This is a genomic window from Vibrio sp. S9_S30, assembly GCF_014694455.1.
Taxonomy (GTDB): Bacteria; Pseudomonadota; Gammaproteobacteria; order Enterobacterales; family Vibrionaceae; genus Vibrio.
Map to the genome: position 1 here is coordinate 1 of NZ_JAAUWT010000050.1, position 4,705 is coordinate 4,705.

Genomic DNA, 4,705 nt, shown 5'->3' on the forward strand with positions numbered 1-4,705 from the left:
AACGCCCAATTAAACTGCCAAAAACGTACAAATGCCGTTTCTGCAAACCACCGTAAACACCAAACTCAACGCAAACTAAAAATGCCACACGTTTTTGGTCTGTTTGAATTGTTTGTTAGAGCGATACAAGCAAACAGGCTTTACTTGGCAATGAAGCACTTAGCTTGCATTCAATGAACGACATCTTAGCCAAAGTGAGCTTCTGCAACCAGACCACAAAACCCAAAACGCCGATTCAGTCGAGAATTGAGAAGAACAAACCGAAAACCAAACTTCAAAATTCGGTGAACCTAATTGGTTTTGAAAGCTTGCAGCAACTTGGCTTACTGAAAATTTCCCACCTTGATGCTGGTAGAGGAATCGAACTCAAAAACACTGAAGCCAGCTATTTTCGAGAACCTGACAACCCTTGAATTATCAAAGCGCTATAACGCCCAATTAAGTAGCCAAAAACGTATAAATACCGCTTCTGCAAACCACCATAAACACTAAACTCAACGCAAACTAAAAATGCCACACGTTTTTGGTCTGCTTGAATTGTTTGTTATGAACGGACTTTAAGGCACCCTCTATTTCCCAGCAAATACAGAAGCCTAAGACACAGAGCCAATTCACAAAATGCCGGCAGCTACGCGATAAATCCACGACAAATTGACTTAAAACGCGCGCCTAGTTTGGAGGCTTTCAATGCCCTGCCGCCCCACGAAAACCGCGGTAAAGCAAATGGCTGCTAGAAAGAATCACTTGGCAAAGTAGCCAAACAGCCTATTTGCCTTTCGATGAAGCCCAAGCGGCATTTAACCAAAGGAATAGCACGAGTTTTCTGGCTGAGATCATTCCAAAACAACAAAGGCACCAAATGAGAACGAAGAACCTTACACCCTAATTTTACTGAATTTTCCTAGATGCTTCATAACGCCCACATTAAGCGGACTAAAATAGGGCGATATTTTTGCGCCCTTTGTTTTTGCAAAAATGACGAACTGTTTTAGTTCCGTTTAAATTGCTTGTTAGGTGCTTAAATGTAGTTGCCTTCTTCATTATAGGCTTCCACTTCTAACGGCGTATTCCTATAACCATATATAAATAACTGCAATAAATATTGTTTGGTCAGCTCACTTTTTCCCCGTTGCTCTGACTGTCGAACATGGATTAATTCATGGGAAAGTAATTTCATATCGTATTTGTACGATTTCTTAATCCAAATACCGTGTCCGTATGTATATGCAGCCATGTTTGGAGAGCTATAATCGTACTTTTTAGCTAAGGCTGAAAGCTCAGGATCTTTCGGAGATGGGAGTTCATTAACATAAAATACCCGTATTTTCTTAGGAGACTTTACCCCAACCTTTGCTGCTATAGTTAACTGCTTATCAGTTAAAGGGATTCCATTTTCTAAGGCAATTGACTCATTTTCATTAACAAACTTTTCTGCTTCAGGCATTAACCTATCAACATACTCAACTAGCTCTTGGGGTGGATTAGCGTAAATTTTATCACGGTTAACACAGCCAGACATGATCCCAACTAAAATTACAACACCTACGATTTTTTTATACATTTAACATTCCTTTGTGAAAATAGACTAATTGTGGGTAACACTGGCACCTAACGCCAGCTTAAACCGCAGACAACGCATAAAACAAGCCGCTGCACTGCGCCTTAAACACTAAACTCAACGCAAACTAAAAATGCCACACGTTTTTGGTCTGCTTGAATTGTTTGTTAGAGCGATACAAGCAAACAGACTCGCTTGGCAATGAAGCACTTAGCATGCATTCAATAAACGACATCTTAGCCAACAAAACCTACTGCAACCAGACCACAAAACCCAAAACACCAACTCTGTCGAGAATTCAGGAAAACGAACCGATAGCCAAGCTTCGAAATTCAGTGAATCCAATTAGTTCTGAAAGCTTGTAGCAACTTGGTTTGCCGAGAATTTCCCACTTTGGATATGGTTGAGGAATCGAACTTTCCAGCACTGATGCGAGCAACTTTCGAAAGCCTTACAACCCTTGAATTATCAAAGCGCTATAACGCCCGCTTAAGCCGCTGGCAACGCTATACAAAAGCTACCGCATTGCGCCTTAAACACAATTATCACTGCAAACCTAAAATGCCACGCGTTGGCAGTCCGCTTGAAGCGTTTGTTAGAGCGTAACGAGTACACAAACTCACTTGGCAATGAAGCACTTAACTTGCATTCAATGAACGACATCTTAGCCAACAAAACCTACTGCAACCAGACCACGACACCCAAAACGCCAATTCGGTCGGAGATTTAGAAAAACGAGACAAGAACAAAGCTTCAAAATACGGTAAACAGGAATGGTTTGAAATAGTCACAACGGCTTGGCTTGCCACAACTTTTCCAACTTGAATCGGGTTTAGAAATCAAAATTTGAAGCACTGAAGCCAGCTATTTTCGAGAACCTTACAACCCTTGAATCATCAAAGCGCTATAACGCCAGCTTAAACCGCAGACAACGCACAAAACAAGCCGCTGCACTGCGCCTTAAACACTAAAATTACCGCAAACCAAAAATGCCACGCGTTGTTTGTCGGTTTGAAGCTTTTGTTAGAGCGATACCAACAAACAAACTCGCTTGGCAATGAAGCACTTAGCTTGCATTCCATTGAAGGACATTTTAGCCAAAGTGAGTACCTGCAACTAGACCACAAAGCCCAAAACACCGATTCAGTCGAGAATTTAGAAGAACAAACAGAAAACCAAGCTTCAAAATTCGGCGTTCCTAATTGGTTTTGAAAGCTTGCAGCAACTTGGTTTGCGCCGAGTTAACCACCTTGACTTTGGCTGAGAAATTCAACCCAAACCTCCGAAGCCAGAAACTTTCGAAATCCTTACAACCCTTGAATTATCAAATCGCTATAACGCCAGCTTAAACCGCAGACAACGCACAAAACAAGCCGCTGCACTGCGCCTTAAACACTAAACTCACCGCAAACCAAAAATGCCACACGTTGTTTGTCGGTTTGAAGCTTTTGTTAGAGCGATACAGGCATACAAACTCGCTTGGCAATGAAGCATTTGGGCTGCATTCAATGAACGACATCTTAGACAACGAAACCTGCTGCAACCAAACCACAATACCCAAAACACCGAGCCAGTCGAAGAATTTACAAGAACGAACCGAAAGCCAAACTTCAAAATCTGCCGTTCCCAATTGTCATGAGATCCCAAAGCGGCTTGGCTTGCGAGGACTTTCCATCTTGATGCTGACTAAGAAATCGAATTTTCCAGCACTGAAGCCTACAATTTTCGAGAACCTCACAACCCTTGAATTATCAAAGCGCTATAACGCCTTGTTAAGGTGTGAGGCACGCGATACCGAAGCGTCCGCATAATACCTTAACCACTAAAACCAACGCATAGTAAAAATGCCACGCGTGCCGAATCACTCTTGAACAATTTGTTAGGCATTTTTATTTTGTAACGCTAAAACCAATTTCTTCTAGTGTTAGGAACCTTACTTTTACATTTGCTTCTGCTGCTTTATCTAATGTCTTTACCCATTTATCTTTCTGAATATCGTCCGACTCGTTGACTACTATAACCAAGTTATATTCTGGAACACTTCCAGTAATGTTTTGGAACTGGCTAAAGACCTCTTGTGCCTTTCTGACTTCGTGCATAATAAGCATACGTACATTGCGAGCATTTCTTGTCCATTTGATCTCAAAAAACTCTTGGGGACCTTTTTTATCAAAGATTAAGCCGTCTGCATCGATATGTCCGCCGGCACCACTTAGCCTAACTCCTCGCTCGATATTACTGTACGTTTTACTTAAAAAGTCCAAAGCCTTATCTTCAACCTCAAATGCCATACGCATGATTGAAGCGCGAGGCAAATCTATTAATTCATTAATATTGACCGTTGTCTTATCATTTGCTTTAGAAGATTTCTGACTTTTCATTGTTTTCTTGAACTCTTCTTCTACAACTTCCTCTGCTTTCCTCTTAATATTTTGCTCTTTAGACAATGCTTCTTTTCGATACTCAAAGTAATTTTTATCTTTGCTAATAATTGCGGCTAAATTTTGTAAAAAGTCCAACTCTGTTACCGCTGTAGCAACTATGAATATAGCCGCAAAGTATGTCCCCCAATGGGATGCAAAAAAAGACAGTGACACGACGATCATTATCGCAAACAACTTTGTAGCATGAGCTCTTTGTTTTTCTATGAACGTCATGTACATACAAACAAATGCTACTACAAGCGATATAGTTCCAATAAAGCTTGAAAACTTATCCGGAACTAAATTTACCCAAAATTCATTCATAACATCTCCAAAATGCCTAACGCCAGCTTAAACCGCAGACAACGCACAAACCAGGCCGCTGCATTGCACCATAAACGCTAAATTCACTGCAAACCAAAAATGCCACGCGTTGTTTGTCGGTTTGAAGCTTTTGTTAGAGCGATACCAACAAACAGACTTACTTGGCAATGAAGCACTTAGCTTGCATTCAATGAACAGCATCTTAGCTAACAAAACCTACTGCAACCAGACCACAAAACCCAAAATACCGATTCAGTCGAGAATTTAGGAAAGCGAGCCGAAAACCAAACTTCAAAATCCGGAATTTCCAATTGGCATGAAATCCCACAGAAACTTGGCTTGTAGAGAACTTCCCACCTTAGATATGGTTGAGGAATCGAACTCGAAAACACTGAAGCCA

Annotated in this window: 4 protein-coding genes; 1 reads left to right on the top strand and 3 read right to left on the bottom strand. The window is 41.1% G+C overall.

Annotation, left to right across the window (positions count from 1 at the left end):
* Positions 1-173 precede the first annotated feature (173 nt).
* Positions 174-413: a hypothetical protein gene (locus HC752_RS23480; protein ID WP_190337614.1), complete on the top strand. Its 240-nt coding sequence runs from the start codon at positions 174-176 to the stop codon at positions 411-413.
* Positions 414-1,018: 605 nt separating this feature from the next.
* Here the strand turns inward: HC752_RS23480 and HC752_RS23485 are convergent.
* The 3 genes from HC752_RS23485 to HC752_RS23505 form a co-directional block, all read right to left on the bottom strand.
* Positions 1,019-1,561: a hypothetical protein gene (locus HC752_RS23485; RefSeq protein ID WP_190337615.1), complete on the bottom strand. Its 543-nt coding sequence runs from the start codon at positions 1,559-1,561 to the stop codon at positions 1,019-1,021.
* Positions 1,562-2,903: 1,342 nt separating this feature from the next.
* A complete protein-coding gene (locus HC752_RS23495) occupies positions 2,904-3,188 on the bottom strand; it encodes a hypothetical protein (RefSeq protein ID WP_190337619.1) in 285 nt (94 codons plus the stop codon).
* Between the two features lie 259 nt (positions 3,189-3,447).
* Positions 3,448-4,305, bottom strand: coding sequence for a hypothetical protein (locus HC752_RS23505; protein WP_190337618.1), 858 nt, complete (start codon positions 4,303-4,305; stop codon positions 3,448-3,450).
* Positions 4,306-4,705 lie beyond the last annotated feature (400 nt).